The 16,323-nt window shown below is 71.5% G+C and carries 19 protein-coding genes; 10 read left to right on the top strand and 9 right to left on the bottom strand.

Annotation, left to right across the window (positions count from 1 at the left end; translation table 11 throughout):
• Window positions 1-6: 6 nt before the first annotated feature.
• A complete protein-coding gene (locus B446_RS24890) occupies window positions 7-972 on the bottom strand; it encodes a zinc-binding dehydrogenase (protein WP_020942196.1) in 966 nt (321 codons plus the stop codon).
• Window positions 973-1,172: 200 nt separating this feature from the next.
• Entirely contained in the window at window positions 1,173-2,393 is a 1,221-nt protein-coding gene (locus B446_RS24885; protein ID WP_020942195.1) for an NAD(P)-dependent malic enzyme, read from the bottom strand.
• Window positions 2,394-2,961: 568 nt separating this feature from the next.
• On the opposite strand from B446_RS24885, the gene B446_RS24880 reads away from it, so the two are divergent.
• Genes B446_RS24880 through B446_RS24870 form a run of 3 tightly spaced genes read left to right on the top strand, consistent with a single transcriptional unit; the run spans window position 2,962 to window position 5,688 of the window.
• The gene (locus tag B446_RS24880; RefSeq protein ID WP_020942194.1) at window positions 2,962-3,918 is read left to right on the top strand and encodes an ABC transporter substrate-binding protein; all 957 of its coding nucleotides are present in this window, start codon (window positions 2,962-2,964) and stop codon (window positions 3,916-3,918) included.
• Between the two features lie 46 nt (window positions 3,919-3,964).
• Window positions 3,965-4,888 carry an amino acid ABC transporter permease gene (locus B446_RS24875; RefSeq protein WP_020942193.1) on the top strand — a complete coding sequence of 308 codons (924 nt, stop codon included), beginning with the start codon at window positions 3,965-3,967 and terminating at the stop codon, window positions 4,886-4,888.
• The gene (locus B446_RS24870) at window positions 4,885-5,688 is read left to right on the top strand and encodes an amino acid ABC transporter ATP-binding protein (RefSeq protein ID WP_052352183.1); all 804 of its coding nucleotides are present in this window, start codon (window positions 4,885-4,887) and stop codon (window positions 5,686-5,688) included. The genes B446_RS24875 and B446_RS24870 overlap by 4 nt, the downstream gene beginning before the upstream one ends.
• A gap of 52 nt (window positions 5,689-5,740) precedes the next feature.
• On the opposite strand, the gene B446_RS24865 is transcribed toward B446_RS24870, so the two are convergent.
• Window positions 5,741-6,499, bottom strand: a complete 759-nt coding sequence (locus tag B446_RS24865) for a class I SAM-dependent methyltransferase (RefSeq protein ID WP_020942191.1) — start codon at window positions 6,497-6,499, stop codon at window positions 5,741-5,743.
• Window positions 6,500-6,599: 100 nt separating this feature from the next.
• On the opposite strand from B446_RS24865, the gene B446_RS24860 reads away from it, so the two are divergent.
• Window positions 6,600-7,229, top strand: a complete 630-nt coding sequence (locus B446_RS24860) for a CGNR zinc finger domain-containing protein (RefSeq protein WP_020942190.1) — start codon at window positions 6,600-6,602, stop codon at window positions 7,227-7,229.
• Here B446_RS24860 and sodX read toward each other — a convergent pair.
• A complete protein-coding gene (gene sodX, locus B446_RS24855; protein ID WP_043479053.1) occupies window positions 7,133-7,567 on the bottom strand; it encodes a nickel-type superoxide dismutase maturation protease in 435 nt (144 codons plus the stop codon). The two genes, B446_RS24860 and sodX, sit on opposite strands and share 97 nt — an antisense overlap.
• Window positions 7,568-7,712: 145 nt before the next feature.
• Between sodX and sodN the strand changes: the two genes are divergently transcribed.
• The 4 genes from sodN (at window position 7,713) to B446_RS24835 (ending at window position 9,938) form a co-directional block, all read left to right on the top strand.
• Window positions 7,713-8,108 (top strand): superoxide dismutase, Ni, encoded by a 396-nt coding sequence (sodN, locus tag B446_RS24850; RefSeq protein WP_020942188.1) that lies wholly within the window; start codon window positions 7,713-7,715, stop codon window positions 8,106-8,108.
• A 155-nt stretch (window positions 8,109-8,263) separates the two neighbouring features.
• Complete coding sequence (locus B446_RS24845) at window positions 8,264-8,662, top strand: helix-turn-helix transcriptional regulator (RefSeq protein ID WP_020942187.1); 399 nt, start codon at window positions 8,264-8,266, stop codon at window positions 8,660-8,662.
• Window positions 8,663-8,715: 53 nt separating this feature from the next.
• On the top strand, window positions 8,716-9,144 hold the full coding sequence (locus B446_RS24840; protein ID WP_020942186.1) for a VOC family protein: 429 nt from the start codon (window positions 8,716-8,718) through the stop codon (window positions 9,142-9,144).
• Between the two features lie 56 nt (window positions 9,145-9,200).
• Window positions 9,201-9,938, top strand: coding sequence for a VOC family protein (locus B446_RS24835; protein ID WP_020942185.1), 738 nt, complete (start codon window positions 9,201-9,203; stop codon window positions 9,936-9,938).
• A gap of 22 nt (window positions 9,939-9,960) precedes the next feature.
• On the opposite strand, the gene B446_RS24830 is transcribed toward B446_RS24835, so the two are convergent.
• The 3 genes from B446_RS24830 to B446_RS24820 form a co-directional block, all read right to left on the bottom strand.
• Window positions 9,961-10,293, bottom strand: a complete 333-nt coding sequence (locus B446_RS24830) for a DUF952 domain-containing protein (protein ID WP_020942184.1) — start codon at window positions 10,291-10,293, stop codon at window positions 9,961-9,963.
• A gap of 86 nt (window positions 10,294-10,379) precedes the next feature.
• Window positions 10,380-10,595, bottom strand: coding sequence for a hypothetical protein (locus B446_RS24825; RefSeq protein ID WP_020942183.1), 216 nt, complete (start codon window positions 10,593-10,595; stop codon window positions 10,380-10,382).
• Between the two features lie 26 nt (window positions 10,596-10,621).
• Entirely contained in the window at window positions 10,622-11,206 is a 585-nt protein-coding gene (locus B446_RS24820) for a dihydrofolate reductase family protein (RefSeq protein WP_020942182.1), read from the bottom strand.
• A 144-nt stretch (window positions 11,207-11,350) separates the two neighbouring features.
• On the opposite strand from B446_RS24820, the gene B446_RS24815 reads away from it, so the two are divergent.
• Window positions 11,351-11,941, top strand: a complete 591-nt coding sequence (locus B446_RS24815) for a TetR/AcrR family transcriptional regulator (protein ID WP_020942181.1) — start codon at window positions 11,351-11,353, stop codon at window positions 11,939-11,941.
• 835 nt (window positions 11,942-12,776) lie between these two features.
• On the opposite strand, the gene B446_RS24810 is transcribed toward B446_RS24815, so the two are convergent.
• Together B446_RS24810 and B446_RS24805 are read right to left on the bottom strand one after the other, a co-directional pair.
• Window positions 12,777-13,907 carry a family 2 encapsulin nanocompartment cargo protein polyprenyl transferase gene (locus B446_RS24810; RefSeq protein ID WP_020942180.1) on the bottom strand — a complete coding sequence of 377 codons (1,131 nt, stop codon included), beginning with the start codon at window positions 13,905-13,907 and terminating at the stop codon, window positions 12,777-12,779.
• A 112-nt stretch (window positions 13,908-14,019) separates the two neighbouring features.
• The gene (locus B446_RS24805; RefSeq protein WP_020942179.1) at window positions 14,020-15,426 is read right to left on the bottom strand and encodes a family 2B encapsulin nanocompartment shell protein; all 1,407 of its coding nucleotides are present in this window, start codon (window positions 15,424-15,426) and stop codon (window positions 14,020-14,022) included.
• A gap of 290 nt (window positions 15,427-15,716) precedes the next feature.
• Between B446_RS24805 and B446_RS24800 the strand changes: the two genes are divergently transcribed.
• Complete coding sequence (locus tag B446_RS24800; RefSeq protein WP_020942178.1) at window positions 15,717-16,310, top strand: N-acetylmuramoyl-L-alanine amidase; 594 nt, start codon at window positions 15,717-15,719, stop codon at window positions 16,308-16,310.
• Window positions 16,311-16,323: the final 13 nt, after the last annotated feature.

The raw sequence follows: 16,323 nt of genomic DNA, 5'->3' as shown, positions 1-16,323 counted from the left end.
CGTCGGTCAGCCGTTGGTCAGCACGATCTTGCCGAACTGCTCACCCGACGCCAGCCGTTCGAAGCCCTCGCGGGCCCGGTCGAGCGGCAGCTCCTCGTCGATGACGGGCCGCACCCCGGTGGCGGCGCAGAAGGACAGCAGGTCCTCCAGCTCCTCCTTGGTGCCCATGGTGGAGCCGACGACCTTCAGCTCCAGGAAGAAGATGCGGGTCAGCTCGGCGTGCGAGGGCCGGTCACCGCTGGTGGCGCCGGAGATGACGACCGTGCCGCCGGGACGCAGCGACTTCACCGAGTGGGACCAGGTGGCAGCGCCGACGGTCTCGATGACGGCGTCCACCCGCTGCGGCAGCCGGGCCCCCGGCTCCACCGCCTCGACCGCGCCCAGCTCCACGGCCCGCTTGCGCTTGGCCTCGTCCCGGCTGGTGGCGAAGACCCTGAGGCCGGCCGCCTTGCCGAGCACGATCGCGGCCGTGGCGACACCGCCGCCCGCGCCCTGCACGAGGACCGAGTCACCGGGCCGCACACCGGCGTTGGTGAAGAGCATCCGGTACGCGGTCAGCCAGGCCGTCGGCAGACAGGCGGCCTCCGCGAAGGACAGCTCCTTGGGCTTGGGCAGGATGTTCCAGGTCGGCACGGCGACCTGCTCGGCGAAGGTGCCCTGGTAGCGCTCGGTGAGGATGGAGCGCGGCTCGTTCGGGCCGACTCCGTGGCCGGTCTGGCCGATGACGGAGTGCAGGACGACCTCGTTGCCGTCCTCGTCGACGCCGGCGGCGTCGCAGCCGAGGATCATCGGCAGCTTGTCCTCTGCGAGGCCCACGCCGCGCAGGGACCACAGGTCGTGGTGGTTGAGGGAGGCGGCCCGCACGGTGACGGTACTCCAGCCGGGCCTGGCCTCGGGAGCCGGGCGCTCCCCCAACTCAAGTCCGGTCAGCGGCTGGTCGCGGTCGATTCGGGCGGCGTAGGCAGCGAACATGGGCTCGACGATAGGTGCGCCGTGCAGCGGACGAAACCGCAGGGGGCTGTGACACATGCCCTCTTGCGTGACGGCACCCGTGCGGCGCAGTGCACCCGACGGAGGGACGCGAACCGGGAAGCGGACACGGGGCGGGACACGCGAACGGCCCCGTCCGCGGGGGGACGGGGCCGTTCGCGCGATACCGGCGACGCGCCGCGTCAGCGGCGGGCGACCCCCTCGGCGCGGGCGGCAGCCGCCACGGCCGCGGTCACCGCGGGAGCGACCCGCTCGTCGAACGGCGAGGGGATGACGTAGTCGGCGGCGAGGTCGTCGCCCACGACGGACGCCAGCGCCTCGGCGGCGGCGATCTTCATGCCCTCGGTGATGCGGGTGGCCCGCACCTGCAGCGCGCCGGCGAAGATGCCGGGGAAGGCGAGGACGTTGTTGATCTGGTTCGGGAAGTCCGAACGCCCGGTCGCGACGACCGCCGCGTACCGGTGCGCCACCTCCGGGTGCACCTCCGGGTTCGGGTTGGCCATCGCGAACACGAAGGCGCCCTTCGCCATGGAGGCGACCGCGGACTCGGCGACCGTACCGCCGGAGACGCCGATGAAGACGTCGGCGCCCGCGAGGGCGTCCTCCAGCGAACCGGTGACGCCCGCCTTGTTGGTGAAGCCGGCGAGCTCGCGCTTGACCGGCGTCAGGTCCTGGCGGTCGGCCGAGACGACGCCCTTGCGGTCCGCCACGGCCACGTCGCCGATGCCGGCCTCGACCAGCATCTTGGCGATGGCCACACCGGCCGCGCCGGCGCCCGAGATGACGGCCCGGAGCTGGCCGATCTCCCGTCCGCTCAGCCGCGCCGCGTTGCGCAGCGCCGCCAGCGTCACGACCGCCGTCCCGTGCTGGTCGTCGTGGAAGACCGGGATGTCGAGGCGCTCCTGCAGCCGGCGCTCGATCTCGAAGCACCGGGGCGCCGAGATGTCCTCCAGGTTCACTCCGCCGAACGAGGGAGCGAGCCGGACCACGGTCTCGACGATGTCGTCGACGTCCGTGCAGTCGAGCGCGATCGGCACCGCGTCCACGCCGCCGAACTGCTTGAAGAGGATCGCCTTGCCCTCCATCACGGGGAGGGAGGCCTGGGGACCGATGTCCCCGAGTCCGAGCACGGCCGTGCCGTCGGTCACGACGGCGACCACGGAGGACTTCCATGTGTAGTCGTTGACAAGCTCCGGCTGTTCCGCGATCGCGGTGCACACGCGAGCGACGCCGGGCGTGTACGCGAGGGAAAGGTCGTCCTTGTCGCGGATCGGCACGGTGGCCTGCACAGCCATCTTGCCGCCACGGTGCAGCGCGAACGCCGGATCGAAGGAATCGAGGGGCTCGGCCCCGTCCTGATCCGTGCCGCTGTCGCTGCGAGGATTGACGATCTCCGCTGCCACTTTGTTGTACCCCTTAGGTATGCATGGTTTGAGGGTCGACCACTCCTGGTGAGGGGTGGGCGGGCACCGCGTCGGTCCCGGTAGCTGATACGTACGGACCGAAGCGACGGGCGCGCCGCACACGCGCCCTGAGCCCCGGATGAGGGGTGTAAAGAACCTTCTTACCGGACGGACGGCGGTCACGACGAGTCCATTAGGTGCAAGGTCACATCACTGACCAGAACGCCACACCCCGGTGACACGCGGCTGACGCGGGCACACCGCCGTCGTGACCGGTCGGTAACTACGAGGGCGGTCGACAACGCCACACCAGGGACCACATCGTGAGATGGCCCGAAGGTTTTCCGGCTTCGCTGATGGATTTCCGCAGATCTGCGGGTCTGATGGCCCGTCGTAACAGGACCTGATCGGGTTCGGGGGTCACCCGTTATCCGATTTTGACATAGCGACGCCCTCGAATGGCGTAGTCCGAATGGCAAGATGCCGTAAACCCACGAGGTCGCGACACCCGATGGTGTGTGTTTCCGTCGACCCATCGGCACCTCTCCCATTCGCCGGAGGAACCACGATGACCGCAAGCTCCACCCGTCGTAGGACCGCGCACTCCCGTCTGGCCGCGGTCGGTGCGATCGCGGTCGCCGGAGCCCTGCTGCTCACCGGTTGCGGTGACCAGACCAAGAACAAGAACAACGACTCCGGCAGTGCGTCCACCGGCACCGCACCGCTGGCCGGCAAGCTCCCCAAGGAGATCCGCGACAAGGGCGAGATCAAGGTCGGCTCGGACATCGCGTACGCCCCGGTGGAGTTCAAGGACTCCTCCGGCAAGGTCGTCGGTCTCGACCCCGACCTGGCCGCCGCGATGGGCAAGCAGCTCGGCGTGAAGCTCACGTTCGAGAACGGCACCTTCGACGCCCTGCTCACCGGTCTGCGCTCCGGCCGCTACGACATCGCGATGTCGGCGATGACGGACAACAAGAACCGCCAGGAGGGCGTCGACCCGGACACCGGCAAGAAGGTCGGCGAGGGCGTCGACTTCGTCGACTACCTGACCGCCGGTGTCTCCATCTACACGCGCAAGGGCGACACCAAGGGCATCACGTCCTGGTCGGACCTGTGCGGCAAGAAGCTCGCCGTCGAGCGCGGCACCGTCTCCGAGGACCTGGCCAAGCAGGAGGCCAAGAAGTGTCCCGGGGGCAAGAAGCTCACCATCGAGCCGTTCGACGACGACCAGCAGTCCCAGACCCGTCTGCGCTCGGGCGGCGTGGACGCGGCCTCCTCCGACTTCCCGGTCGCCGCGTACGCGGTGAAGACCTCCGGTGGCGGCAAGGACTTCCAGGTCGTCGGCGACCAGGTCGAGGCGGCTCCGTACGGCATCGCCGTGGCCAAGAACGACACGCAGCTGCGCGACGCCCTCCAGGCGGCCATGAACGCCATCATCAAGAACGGCGACTACCAGAAGATCCTCGAGAAGTGGGGCGCCGAGGACGGCGCCGTCAAGGAGTCCGCCGTCAACGGCGGCAAGTGACCCGCGGATCCCGAGCGGCCACTGGAAGGCAACACCCGTGACTGACATGAAGAAGACGGCGGAACCGGCGGCCGCCCCGCCGGCCGGCCCGGAGGCCATCAAGGCCATCCCGGTCCGCCACTACGGGCGGTACGTCACCGCCGTCATCGCGATCGCGATCCTCGTGGCGATCGTCTACGCGTTCGGCCAGGGCAAGATCAACTGGCACGCGGTCCCGGACTACTTCTTCGACGACCGGATCCTGACCGGTGTCGGCAAGACCCTCCTGTTGACGGTCCTGTCGATGGTGATCGGCATCCTCGGCGGCGTCGGCCTCGCCGTGATGCGCCTGTCGAAGAACCCGGTGACCTCGTCGATCGCGTGGTTCTACATCTGGTTCTTCCGCGGCACCCCGGTCCTGGTGCAGCTGTTCCTGTGGTTCAACCTGGGCCTCGTCTTCGAGTACATCAACCTGGGTCCGATCTACAAGGACTACTGGTCCGACTTCATGACGCCGCTGCTGACGGCACTGCTCGGCCTGGGCCTGAACGAGGCCGCGTACATGGCCGAGATCTGCCGGGCCGGTCTGCTCGCGGTGGACGAGGGCCAGACCGAGGCGGCCCACGCGCTGGGCATGAGCCACGGCAAGACGCTGCGCCGCATCGTCATCCCGCAGGCCATGCGGGTGATCGTGCCGCCGACCGGCAACGAAGTGATCAACATGCTGAAGACGACCTCGCTCGTGGCGGCCGTCCAGTACCCGGAGCTGTTCCGTTACGCCCAGGACATCGGGCAGAACTCGGGCGCCCCGGTGGAGATGTACTTCCTGGCCGCGGCCTGGTACCTGATCATGACGTCGATCCTCAGCGTCGGCCAGTACTACATCGAGCGGTACTACGCACGTGGCTCCAGCCGCAGCCTGCCGCCCACCCCGTGGCAGAAGGTCAGGGCGCACCTCACGACCTTCTCGAGCAGGAAGGTCACGGCATGACCGACAAGACGATCACGGACTCCGTGGCGCGGCACTCCACCGTCCCGATGGTCAAGGCCGAGGGCGTGCACAAGTCCTTCGGGCCCGTCGAGGTCCTCAAGGGCATCGACCTGGAGGTCAAGGCGGGTGAGGTGTTCTGCCTCATCGGCCCCTCCGGCTCCGGCAAGTCCACCTTCCTGAGGTGCATCAACCACCTGGAGAAGGTCAACGCCGGCCGGCTGTACGTGGACGGCGAGCTGGTCGGCTACCGCCAGAAGGGCGACAAGCTGTACGAGCTCAAGGACAGCGAGGTCGCGCTCAAGCGCCGGGACATCGGCATGGTCTTCCAGCGCTTCAACCTGTTCCCGCACATGACCGCGGCCGAGAACGTCGTCGAGGCGCCGGTCCAGGTCAAGGGCGTCAGCAGGAGCCAGGCCAGGGAGCGCGCCATGCAGCTGCTGGAGCGGGTGGGCCTGGCCGACAAGGCCGGGAACTACCCCTCCCAGCTCTCCGGCGGCCAGCAGCAGCGCGTGGCCATCGCCCGGGCGCTCGCGATGGACCCGAAGCTGATGCTGTTCGACGAGCCGACCTCGGCCCTCGACCCGGAGCTGGTCGGTGACGTCCTCGACGTCATGCGCGACCTCGCCGAGTCGGGCATGACGATGGTCGTCGTCACCCACGAGATGGGCTTCGCCCGCGAGGTGGGCGACAGCCTGGTGTTCATGGACGGCGGCGTCGTGGTCGAATCCGGCCATCCGCGCGACGTGCTGACGGACCCGCAGCACGAGCGGACGCAGTCGTTCCTGTCCAAGGTGCTGTAGGACCCCTGCGAGAGGGGCGGTACGAGGATCCTCGTACCGCCCCTCTCGCGTGCTACTTGAGCGCGAGCAGCAACGTGTCCGACGGTGAGCACCACACCGGCCGGGCCTCGGCGAACCCCCGCTCGCGCAGCACCCGGGCGTGCCACCTCGCGGAGGGCATGTCCCCGTCGGCGTGCTCGCCGTAGATCTCGAAGCGGCGGGCGGTGGGCCCGGCCAGGACGGGGTCCGCCTGCGCGAGCTGCCACCACTCGGCCCAGTCCAGGGCCCCGTCCCGTTTGGCCTGATCCATACGGGCATGTCGCAGCGCCCGCTCCGCCGCGTTGATCCGCGGCGTGCTCTCGTCGATCATGTGGTCCGCGTTCATGAAGACACCGCCGTCGCGGACCAGCCCCGCGACCCGACCGTAGAGGGCCGCGAGGGGTTCGCTGTGCAGCCAGTGCAGGGCCGTGGCGGTCAGGACCGCGTCGTAGGAGTCGTACGGCAGCAGCGCCGGCCAGTCGGGGTCCTTGAGGTCGGCGGTGACGAAGGAGACCCGGTCGTCGCCCTCGAAGGTGCCGCGCGCGATGGCGAGCAGCGCGGGGTCGAGGTCCACCCCGGTGCTGGTGGCCGCGGGGAACCGGGCCAGCAGCCGGGCGGTGATGCTGCCGGTGCCGCAGGCCAGGTCGAGCACGCGCGGGGCGGTGCCCACGAGCGCCTCGACCATGTCGAGCATGATCCGGAACCGCTCCTCGCGGTCCGGCATGTACCACTCCTGCTGCCGGTCCCAGCTCTCCTGCCAGGCGGCCCAGTCCGTCCCGGTACCGGTCGTCATGGAAGCCCCGTCTCCTCACGTCCGCGTAATACCCTGGAAGCACGACCGGCTGTTACCCGACCGCAGACACGACCATAGAGCGCCCTCGTAAGGACTACAAGTGGAACTGGCCTATTACTCGGATTACGCCGTACGGCTCGTCAACAGCGAGGAACCGGTCCGCGGCAAGGATTCCCTGACCTCGGTCGAGGCCGTCCGCGACCTGTTCGGCGGCAACGCGTCGGCGGCCCGCCGCGCCACCGACGCCGACGTCACCCGCTTCCGCTCGGTGCGCGGCCGCCTGCGGGGCGTCTTCGAGGCGGCCGACCAGGGCGACGAAACCCTCGCCGTGGACCTGCTGAACTCCCTGCTGCTGGAGTTCCCGGTGAGCCCGCAGATCTCCGGCCACGACCACCGGGACGAGGACGGCCGCCCGCTGTGGCACATGCACCTGGCCGACCACCCGTCCAACGCCACCGCCGGCTACGCGGCCATCGCGGCGATGGGCCTCGCGTTCCACCTGACCGAGTACGGCGTAGACCGGCTCGGCCTGTGCCAGGCCGCGCCCTGCCGCAACGCCTACCTCGACACGTCCACCAACCGCTCCCGGCGCTACTGCTCGGACCGCTGTGCGACCCGCGCCAACGTGGCCGCCTACCGGGCCCGCAAGCGCCTGGAGGCCGACCGGTCGGGCAGCAGCGGCCTGGCAGCGCCGAGCACCCAGCGGGCCAGCGCGAGCGGCGAGCGCTGACCGTCCTTGAGCGGCCGGTAGCGCAGCCACGCCCGGCCGAGGATCAGTTCCTCGGGCACCACCCCGTAGTCCGTGCTGTCCCCGCCCGCGTACGGATTGTCCCCGAGCACCCACCAGCCGCCCTCGCGCCGCTCCACGGCGCGTTTGACGACCAGCAGGTCCTGCTGGAAGGGATGACGCAGGACGACCACGTCCCCCGGCCTGATCGCCGCCCCGTACTGCAGCAGCAGCCGGTCCCCGTGGTGCAGCGTGGGCACCATGGACGGTCCGGTCACCTCGGCCAGCCCGAACGGCGCCCCGGCCCTCCCCCGCTCGGTCTCCTGCGACAGCTCCGGCATCACCGGCACCTCCCCGGTCCGTTCCTCCACCAGTCTCAGTCTGACCCTGGACTTTTGTCCTAAGCCCTAGGGGGCACTCAGGAAAACATGTCTCCCAGGGAGTAATGTCGCACCTGAGAAGACGATCACGAGGAAGGAATGCTCCATGCTTTCCCGCCTGTTTGCCCCCACGGTCAAGGTCAGCGCGCACTGCGACCTGCCCTGCGGTGTGTACGACCCGGCCCAGGCCCGCATCGAGGCGGAGTCGGTCAAGGCTGTCCAGGAGAAGATGGCCGGCAACGACGACCCGCACTTCCAGGCGCGTGCCACCGTCATCAAGGAGCAGCGCGCCGAGCTGGCGAAGCACCACGTCTCCGTGCTCTGGAGCGACTACTTCAAGCCCCCGCACTTCGAGAAGTACCCGGAGCTGCACCAGCTGGTCAACGACACCCTGAAGGCCCTCTCGGCCGCCAAGGCGTCCACGGACCCGGCGACGGGCCAGAAGGCTCTGGACTACATCGCCCAGATCGACAAGATCTTCTGGGAGACGAAGAAGGCCTGACGGCGCTTCTCCCCGACGGGGGCCCGGCCGGACATCCGGCCGGGCCCCCGTGGCGTGCGCGGGCCCCTTGACGTGCGCGGGCCCCTTGACGTGCGCGGCCCTTGGCGTGAGCGGACCCCCTCCGTCCGGCCGCCGGACGTGACAGGCTGAGGGGCATGACCCTGGAGGACCTGGTACGGCTGCGCCGGGTGCGCGACCGCATGGACCGCGAGTACGCCGAGCCGCTCGACATGGCCGAGCTGGCCCGCGGCGCCCACATGTCACCGGGCCACTTCCAGCGCAGCTTCCGCAAGGCGTACGGCGAGACGCCGTACAGCTATCTGATGACCCGCCGGGTCGAGCGCGCCAAGGCGCTGCTGCGCGGCGGCGAGCTCTCCGTCACCGAGGTGTGCTTCGCCGTCGGCTGCACCTCGCTCGGCTCGTTCAGCTCCCGGTTCACCGAGCTGGTCGGCCAGACTCCGAGCGCCTACCGGGCCGGCTCGCACGAGGAGAGCGCGGTGATCCCGTCCTGCGTGGCCCGTTCCCTCACCCGCCCCCGCCGCCGCCCGTACTGACCGGACCGGGCATCGGGAGGGCACGCCGGCCCGGCCCGGCCTAGCGTGAGGCCATGGATCTGAAACTGAAGCAGTGCTTCATCGCCGTGGACGACCACGACAAGGCGCTCCACTTCTACTGCGAGGTGCTCGGCATGGAGGTCCGCAACGACGTGGGCTTCGAGGGCATGCGGTGGGTCACCGTGGGCTCGCCGCTGCAGCCGGACGTGGAGATCGTGCTGGAGCCGCCGGGCGCGAGCCCGGACATCTCCGCCGCCGACAAGCAGGCGATCGCCGAGCTGCTCGCCAAGGGCCTGCTGCGCGGGGTCATCTTCACCACCACCGACTGCGACGCGCTGTACGAACGGGTCCGTGAGGCCGGCGGTGATGTGCTCCAGGCGCCGACGGACCAGCCGTACGGGGTGCGTGACTGCGCCTTCCGGGACCCGGCCGGCAACATGCTGCGCTTCCTCCAGCGCCCCGCGGAGCGACCGGCGGCCTGACCTACCGCTGATCATTTGCCCGCCCGGGGGCGTGGGCGGCTGCCTACCATCCGGTCATGAACACGATCCGCTGGACCTACGCCTTCGTCGACCGGCCGCTCGGCCGGTTCGCCGAGGCCCACGCTTTCTGGACGGCCGTCACGGGCGCCCGGCTCTCCGGATTCCGGGGCGAGCACCAGGAGTTCGTGACACTGCTGTCGGACGGCGCCGACCCCTGCCTGAAGCTTCAGGGGGTCCTCGACGGCGCGGGCGGGGCCCATCTCGACTTCTCCGTCGAGGACGTACGGGCGTTCCTGGCCATGGCCACCGGACTCGGCGCGGCGACGGCCGCCGACCACGGCGACTGGGCCGTGCTCCGCTCGCCGGGCGGGCAGCCGTTCTGCGTGGGGGCCTGGCGGGGCGAGGCGGTCCGGCCGCCCGTGGTCGAGGGCAGCCGCCTGGACCAGGTGTGCCTGGACGTCCCGCCCTCCGTGTACGACGCGGAGACCGCCTTCTGGGCGGCGCTGACCGGCTGGGAGTCGCCGGCCGCCTCCCGGCCCGAGTTCCGTGTGCTGAGGCCGCCGGCGGGCCTGCCGGTCCGGATCCTGCTGCAGCGGCTCGACGACGAGCGTGCGCCCTCCGCCCATCCTGACCTCGCCTGCGCCGACATCGGGGCGACCCGGGCCCGGCACGAGCGGCTGGGCGCCACGGTCGTCGGCCGGGGCCCGCACTGGACGGTGATGCGCGACCCGGCCGGCGGCGTCTACTGCCTGACCGGCCGGGATCCGGGGACCGGCGGGCTGCCCACGGCGTGAACACGCCGCCCGGCCGGCCCGGTCAGCCCCAGGGCTCGACGTCCACGACGGCGTCGACCCGCACCGGACCGTACACGTGCGGGAACTCCTCGCCGTGCGGCGGCATGGCGTCGTACCGCACCGGCACGCCGAGCAGCGCGGGGTCCACGACCAGCACGACGAGTTCGTCCGGCCCCTCGTAGTCGCCGTACAGGAGGGCGGCGATGCGCGGGAGTTGCTCGCGGGTGGAGAAGTGGATGAAGCCCTCCTCCTGGAGGGTGCGGCCGCGGGTGGACACCTCGTAGGTACCGGCCTCGCGCGCGGCCTCCCACAGGGAGCGCTCGGTGATGTGGACGATGTGCGGCAGTTTCGGCATGCGGCCACGCTAGAGCCTCGGCCGGGCCACGCGGCACACCGCGGTCCCGGCCGGCCAGGACCGCCCGGTCGGGAGCCGTCCGCGGCTCACTCGCCGGGAGGTGCCGCCCCGGCGCCGGGGGCCGGGACACCGGGCTCGCTCCGCACGGCCCGCTCGGCCGGACCCCCGTGGGCCGCGCAGTCGGGGTTGCGGCACGGGCCGGGCCGCCACACGGGGACCCAGGCACCCAGCGTCTTGTGCCGCCCGACGACCGTGTCGACGGACTGTCCGCAGACGGGACAGACGTGGTCCTCCCTGTCCATGTCCTCAGGGTAGGGCGGCCGGGGGCTCAGCGCTTCCTGTGGTACGTCCGCACGAGCGCCCCGTTGCCGAACCGGCGCACCGCGTCCAGGCCGAACTCCTGGATGTCGAGGCCGGTGGCGAACATCGGCATCCCCTTGCCGTAGACGATCGGGTAGGTCTTGATGACGAGTTCGTCGATCTCGTCGAGCAGGGCGCCCGCGACCTGCGAGCCGCCGCACAGGAAGATGCCGAGGCCGCCGTCCTCCGCCTTGAGCCGGCGCACCCGGCCGACCAGGTCGTCGTCGATGATCTCGACGTTCGGATCGCGCGAGGCGCCCAGGGTGCGCGAGGCGACGTACTCGCGCAGGTGGGCGTAGGGGCTGGTGATGCCCTCCTTGAGGGCCAGTTCGTAACTGCCCCGGCCCTGGAGGACGGTGTCGAACCGCTTGTTCTCCAGGTCGCCCGCGCCCAGCGGCACTCTGCTGTGGGTGGGCAGGGTCTCCGGGAACTCCGTCTTCAGGAAGTCGAGGTACTCCTCGTCGAGGAAGCGGAGCATCGCGGAGGCGTCGCCGTGCTCGTCGCCGATGAAGCCGTCGAGCGAGCAGGCGATGAAGTACGTGAGCTTTCGCAAGCCAGGGTCTCTTTCGTCGACCGCCGGACGGCCGATTGACCACTCCGGTTGTAGTGGTTCTGTTGTAGTACTACAGCCGTAGTGGTGGCAAGCTGTTCTCGCGATGTCGTCGGCATCGGGGAGAAGTGGGAGAAGGGGTTCCGCATGGCGGGCAATCCGGAACGGCGGGCCGCTCTGGTGGACGCGGGGATCGCGGTACTGGCGCGGGAGGGCGCGCGCGGTCTGACGTTCCGCGCGGTGGACACCGAGGCGCGGGTGCCCACCGGCACCGCCTCCAACTACTTCACCGGCCGCGACGACCTGCTGCGCCAGATCGACGCCCGGCTGCATGTGCGGCTCGCGCCCGACCCCGAGGTGCTGGGGCGGCTGCTGGCGGGCCCCCGTGACCGCTCGCTGGTCATGGCCCTCATGCGTGACCTCATGGACCGCGCCACGCGCGACCGGTCCGGCCATCTGGCCCTGCTGGAGATGCGCCTGGAGGCCACCCGCCGGCCCGAGCTGCGGGCCTCCCTCACCAGGTCGGTGCGCGGGGACCTGGAAGGGGGCATGGAGTTCCACCGGCAGACCGGCCTGCCCGGCGGGGACGAGACCGTCACCGTGCTCTACCTGGCCATGCTCGGGCTCATCGTGGAGCACCTCACCCTGCCCGGGGTCCTGGACGACGCCCTGCCGGGCATGCGGGTCCCGGAGGGCCTGGTCGAGGCGATCGTCAGGACGATCGTCCCCGCCGGGTAGCCGCCCCCGGCCCGGACGTAGGGGGCCCGCGCACTGCGGGGACCCGCGGGGCCGCTCGGGCCGGAACGTGCGGCGGGCTTCGCGCACTGCGGGGCCGCTCGGGCCGGAACGTGCGGCGGGCTTCGCGCACTGCGGGGACGCGCAGGACCCGTCGGGCCGGAACGTGCGGCGGGCCCCGCGTGCCGTGGGGACGCGCAGGACCCGTCGGGCCGGAACGTGCGGCGGGCCCCGCGTGCTGTAGGGACGCGCGGGGCCGGTCGGGCCGGAACCACCGGTGGGTGCGCGGGGTCAGGAGCCGCACACCCCCGGTGGCTCCGGGGTCCTCGTCCGCCGGCCGCCGGCGGGGGCCGCGGCCACCGCGTCACAGTCGCGGCGGCCCCAGTCACCGCGCCGCCGGCCGACGGCGGTCCAGGGTCCTGCTAGTTCCGGCCAGGCCGGGCCGGGCTGGGCCCGATCCCGGTCGGCGTAGGCCGGTCCAGGCCCGAGCCAGGCCGGGCAAGGCGGGGGCCAGGCCGGGCAAGGCGGGGGCCAGGCCGGGCAGGGGGCCCGATCCAGGCCAGGCCGGCCCAGGCCGAGCTAGGCCGGGGCCAGGCAAGGCCAGGGCCAGGCCGAGCTAGGTCCAATGCAGGCCAGGCAAGGCCGGGCCAGAAAACGGACCAGGCCGGGCAGGAACGGATCGGTTGGGAACCGTCAGGACCCGGCGCCGGAACCAGGCGTCAGGACCCGGCGCCGGAACCAGGCGTCAGGACCCGGCGCCGGAACCAGGCGTCAGGACCCGGCGCCGGAACCGGGCGTCAGGGACCGGCGCCGGGCCGTGGGAAGCGCAGCAGGGGACCTAAGTGCTGCGCCGGGTCACGAACTCGGCCAGGGCCAGCAGGCCGCCCGCCGCCTCCGGCGCGGGGACGGCGCGGGCCAGCTCCTGCATCGCCCGGGCCATCCGGTCGGCCGCCTCCGTCTGCGCCCAGTCCCGGCCGCCGGCCCGCTCGACGGCCAGGGCCGTCCGCGTGATCTCACCGCCGTCCCCGGCGCTTCCCGCGGCGTACGGGGTGCCGTAGAGCGCGGCGAGTTCGGCCGCCGCCGGGGTGCCGGAGGCCAGGGCCGCCGCCACCGGAAGCGACTTCTTGCGGACCACGAGATCGGCGCCGGCCGGCTTGCCGGTGCGCCGCGGATCGCCCCATATGCCGATGACGTCGTCGATCAGCTGGAACGCGAGCCCGGCCTGGCGGCCGAATCCGTCGAGCGCCGCCACATCCTCCTCATCGGCGCCGGCGTACAGGGCGCCCAGGGCACAGGCACAGCCCAGCAGCGCGCCGGTCTTCGCCTCGGCCATGGCGAGCACCTCGTCGAGCGTGACCTCGTCCGGGGCGCGGCGCTCCATTGCCGTGTCCGTGTGCTGGCCCTCGCACAGCTCGACGACGCAGTCGGCGAGCCGCACGGCGGCCGGCCCGGCGGCCGGGTGCGGGTCCTCGGCGAGCAGGCGCAGGGCCAGCGCCTGCAGGGCGTCACCGGCGAGGATCGCGTCCGCCTCACCGAACACGGTCCAGGCGGTGGGCCGGTGCCTGCGGGAGGTGTCCCGGTCCATCACGTCGTCGTGCAACAGCGAGAAGTTGTGGACCAGTTCGACGGCGGCGGCCGCCCGGACCGCCGCCGTCCTCGCCCGGGACCCGCCGAGCGCGCCGGCCGCGGCCAGGACGAGCGCCGGTCTGATGGCCTTGCCCGCGTTGCCCGCCGCCGGTGTGCCGTCGGCCTGCTCCCAGCCGAAGTGGTAGAGCGCGATCCGCCGCATGGCGCCGGGCAGAGAGTCGAGGGCCGCCCGCAGCGCCGGGTCGACCAGGGCCCGGGTCCGCTCCAGCAGCGCCGCCGCCTCCTGTCCGTCGAGCGGGGCGGGTCCGGCGTCCCCCACGGCCCCCCGCCGCTCGCGCGCGGCGGGCGCACGCTGTCTGGTCCCCGTCATGAAGTCGGTCATGGGCCCCCCTCGTACAGTGCGCGGACGGCGCCGCTTCCGCTGCGGCCGGCCGCACACCCCGGGGGTGCACCCGCCCCGGAGGGCGGGGACACGGCCGTGACGTGCGGAAAGGTCACCTCCACCGGCCGATCTCGACGTTCTCCAGCACACCGAGGGCGTCGGGCACCAGGACGGCCGCCGAGTAGTACGCCGTGACCAGGTAGTTGATGACGGCCTGCTCGTTGATGCCCATGAACCGGACGGACAGGCTCGGCTCGATCTCGTCCGGGATGCCGGACTGCCGGAGCCCGACGACGCCCTGCTCGGCCTCGCCGGTACGCATGGCGATGATCGAGGTCGTGCGCTCCGGGGTGACGGGGATCTTGTTGCACGGGTAGATCGGCACACCGCGCCAGGTCGGGATGCGGTTGCCGCCGATCTCGACGGTCTCCGGGACGAGTCCGCGCTTGTTCAGCTCGCGCCCGAACGCGGCGATCGCGCGCGGGTGGGCCAGGAACAGCTTGGTGCCGCGGCGGCGGCTGAGCAGCTCGTCCATGTCGTCCGGGCTGGGCACACCGTCGTGCGGCTGGAGCCGCTGGTCGTACTCGCAGTTGTGCAGCAGCCCGAAGTCCCGGTTGTTGACCAGCTCGTGCTCCTGACGCTCCTTCAGCGCCTCGACGGTGAGCCGCAGCTGTTGCTCGGTCTGATTCATCGGCTGGTTGTAGAGGTCGGCGACGCGCGAGTGGATGCGCAGCACCGTCTGGGCGATGCTCAGTTCGTACTCGCGGGGGCGGCCCTCGTAGTCGACGAAGGTGTGCGGGATGTCCGGCTCACCGCTGTGGCCGGCCGCCAGCTCGACCTCCTTCTCGCCGTACTTGTTGGTCCGCTGCTCGGGGATCGAGCGCAGTTCGTGGACGTGGTCGCGCAGCGAGTCGGAGCGCTCGGCGACCTGCTCGAAGTCCTGGCGGCTGAGGGTCAGCACCGTGCACGCGGTGTCCGCGCGGGCCGTGTACTCCCAGATCGCGTCCGGGTCCAGCAGCGCCGCCTCGCCGAAGTAGGCGCCGTCGGCGAGGACACCGAGGACCGCGTCGTCGCCGTACGGGCCGGTGCCGATCTTCTCGACCCTGCCGTGCGCCAGCAGGTGGACCTCGTCGGTCCGGCTGCCGAAGGAGGCGATCAGCTCGCCGGGCGCGAACTCCCGCTGCCGGCAGCGCCGGGCCAGCTCGGTGAGCACCTCGTCGTCCTCGTACGACCGCAGGGCCGGCAGCTCGCCGAGTTCGGCCGGGATGACCTCCACCTGGTCCCCGGTCTTGACGAAGGTGATACGGCCGTCGCCGACGGCGAACGTCAGACGCCGGTTCACCCGGTACGTGCCGCCCTGCACGTCGACCCAGGGCAGGGTCCGCAGCAGCCAGCGGGAGGTGATCTCCTGCATCTGCGGGACGGACTTGGTCGTGGTGGCCAGGTTCCGCGCAGCCGCCGTGCCGAGAGACTGCTGGGGCTTGCCCTGCTCCGTGCGGACCTCTTCGCCTACCGACATAAGAAAATGCCCTCTCCTGTATGCCCGGCGCCGCATCGCACACCGGTCTCGCGGTCGAGCCTTCCAGTACGGAGAGCGACCACGCCATTACCCGAAAGAGGGGGAATGGATCATCGCATTAGTGGGCAGAAAGAGGGACCTTGTCCAGTACCGGCCACGGTGCGTGACCTGTCCGGATCGGCTCGCTCAGCGTGCGAACGATGTAGGCCGGGACGTCCGTTTTCGGTAGAAGCTCCGGTACGACGGGGCCGCGACCGGCGGTCACCGGGCACAGCACGAAGGAGCCGGCCATGGCCCCTCCCCTGTCCGCGAGCGGATTTCTGGACGCGCTTCGCGCGGAAGGCGTCACCGTCGTCGAGGTCGGCGACTGGCGGCACCACAACCGCAACCACAAGGGGCCCTGGGGCCCCGTGCACGGCGTGATGATCCACCACACCGCGACCCACGGCAGCGCGCGCACCGTGGAGATCTGCCGGGACGGGTTCCCCGAGCTGCCGGGCCCGCTGTGCCACGGCGTGATCACCAAGGACGGCACGGTCCACCTGGTCGGCTACGGGCGCGCCAACCACGCGGGCCTCGGCGACGACGACGTGCTGCGCGCCGTGATCGCCGAGAAGCGGCTGCCGCCGGACAACGAGGCCAACACCGACGGCAACCGCCACTTCTACGGCTTCGAGTGCGAGAACCTGGGGGACGGCGAGGACCCCTGGCCCGAGGAGCAGCTGGACGCGATCGAGCGGGTCGCCGCGGCCGTGTGCCGTGCCCACGGCTGGACGGAGCGGTCGGTCATCGGCCACCGGGAGTGGCAGCCGGGCAAGGTCGACCCGCGTGGCTTCTCGATGGCCTGGCTGCGCGAGCGGGTCGGGGAGCGGCTGAAGGGGTAGCCGGGGCCCGGGC

Source organism: Streptomyces collinus Tu 365, from assembly GCF_000444875.1.
GTDB lineage: Bacteria > Actinomycetota > Actinomycetes > Streptomycetales > Streptomycetaceae > Streptomyces > Streptomyces collinus_A.
The sequence above is the reverse complement of the archived record's forward strand: the minus strand, read 5'-3'. Positions and strand labels throughout refer to the sequence as shown.

Excerpts from the sequence above, each read along its gene's own strand:
- B446_RS24890 (WP_020942196.1), bottom strand. The coding sequence starts at position 972 with ATGTTCGCTGCCTACGCCGCCCGAATCGACCGCGACCAGCCGCTGACC.
- B446_RS24880 (WP_020942194.1), top strand. The coding sequence starts at position 2,962 with ATGACCGCAAGCTCCACCCGTCGTAGGACCGCGCACTCCCGTCTGGCC.
- B446_RS24875 (WP_020942193.1), top strand. The coding sequence starts at position 3,965 with ATGAAGAAGACGGCGGAACCGGCGGCCGCCCCGCCGGCCGGCCCGGAG.
- B446_RS24870 (WP_052352183.1), top strand. The coding sequence starts at position 4,885 with ATGACCGACAAGACGATCACGGACTCCGTGGCGCGGCACTCCACCGTC.
- B446_RS24865 (WP_020942191.1), bottom strand. The coding sequence starts at position 6,499 with ATGACGACCGGTACCGGGACGGACTGGGCCGCCTGGCAGGAGAGCTGG.
- sodX (WP_043479053.1), bottom strand. The coding sequence starts at position 7,567 with ATGCCGGAGCTGTCGCAGGAGACCGAGCGGGGGAGGGCCGGGGCGCCG.
- sodN (WP_020942188.1), top strand. The coding sequence starts at position 7,713 with ATGCTTTCCCGCCTGTTTGCCCCCACGGTCAAGGTCAGCGCGCACTGC.
- B446_RS24845 (WP_020942187.1), top strand. The coding sequence starts at position 8,264 with ATGACCCTGGAGGACCTGGTACGGCTGCGCCGGGTGCGCGACCGCATG.
- B446_RS24840 (WP_020942186.1), top strand. The coding sequence starts at position 8,716 with ATGGATCTGAAACTGAAGCAGTGCTTCATCGCCGTGGACGACCACGAC.
- B446_RS24835 (WP_020942185.1), top strand. The coding sequence starts at position 9,201 with ATGAACACGATCCGCTGGACCTACGCCTTCGTCGACCGGCCGCTCGGC.
- B446_RS24830 (WP_020942184.1), bottom strand. The coding sequence starts at position 10,293 with ATGCCGAAACTGCCGCACATCGTCCACATCACCGAGCGCTCCCTGTGG.
- B446_RS24825 (WP_020942183.1), bottom strand. The coding sequence starts at position 10,595 with ATGGACAGGGAGGACCACGTCTGTCCCGTCTGCGGACAGTCCGTCGAC.
- B446_RS24815 (WP_020942181.1), top strand. The coding sequence starts at position 11,351 with ATGGCGGGCAATCCGGAACGGCGGGCCGCTCTGGTGGACGCGGGGATC.
- B446_RS24810 (WP_020942180.1), bottom strand. The coding sequence starts at position 13,907 with ATGACCGACTTCATGACGGGGACCAGACAGCGTGCGCCCGCCGCGCGC.
- B446_RS24805 (WP_020942179.1), bottom strand. The coding sequence starts at position 15,426 with ATGTCGGTAGGCGAAGAGGTCCGCACGGAGCAGGGCAAGCCCCAGCAG.
- B446_RS24800 (WP_020942178.1), top strand. The coding sequence starts at position 15,717 with ATGGCCCCTCCCCTGTCCGCGAGCGGATTTCTGGACGCGCTTCGCGCG.